The organism is Actinomadura sp. 6K520 (assembly GCF_004349245.1).
Taxonomy (GTDB): domain Bacteria; phylum Actinomycetota; class Actinomycetes; order Streptosporangiales; family Streptosporangiaceae; genus Spirillospora.
This window is the reverse complement of the sequence record NZ_SMLC01000424.1, coordinates 1-806: the sequence shown is the minus strand read 5'-3', so window position 1 is coordinate 806 and position 806 is coordinate 1. Positions and strand designations below refer to the sequence as shown.

At 67.0% G+C, this 806-nt stretch carries 1 protein-coding gene; it reads left to right on the top strand.

All coding sequences use genetic code 11. The features are described 5' to 3' along the window. Positions 1–152: 152 nt before the first annotated feature. The coding region (locus E1289_RS37795; RefSeq protein ID WP_131988996.1) for a transposase at positions 153–806 on the top strand (654 nt) is incomplete at its 3' end.

Genomic DNA, 806 nt, shown 5'->3' with positions numbered 1-806 from the left:
CGCCGGTTTGGGATGGTTTGAGTTACTTGGCCGCCCCCGGCACCGTGACGACTCGACCGCCAATTGGGATACGCGACACTGATCGCTGAGTAGGACACCGTCGGCGAGGTCGTCTGCAGGTGATCACCACAGGGAGCTCGCGGAGGTGAGGCATGCCCGAAATCTGGGCCGGCGTGGACATCGGCAAGGAACACCACCATTGCGTGGTCCTCGACGCGCAAGGCAAGTGCCTGCTGTCGCGGCGGGTCCTCAACGACGAGGCGGTCTTGCTGGAGCTGATCGCCGACGTCCTGGAGCTCTCGCCGGAGGCGTTGTGGGCGGTGGACATCAACCATGGTGGTGCGGCCCTGCTGATCGGGTTGTTGATCAGCCACGACCAGCCGATGGTCTACTTGACCGGCCTGGCGGTGCATCGCGCATCGGCCACCTACCGCGGTCAGGGCAAGACCGACGCCAAGGACGCGTTCGTGATCGCCGATCAGGCCCGGATGCGCAGCGATCTGGGTGTGCTGCGCCCTGGAGACGAGATCGCCGTGGATCTTCGCCTTCTGACCCGGCGCCGCACCGACCTGGTGGCCGACCGGACCCGGCAGATCAACCGGCTCCGGGCACAGCTGCTGGAGATCTTTCCGGCCCTGGAACGGGCACTGACCTGGACGAACAAGGGACCGCTGACGTTGCTGAGCGGCTACCAGACGCCGGCTGCGATCCGCCGCAGCGGCACCAAGCGGCTCGAGGCGTGGCTGCGAGGCCGGAAGATCAAGAAGGCCGCGGTCATCGCCCAGGCGGCCGTCGAGGCCGCACAG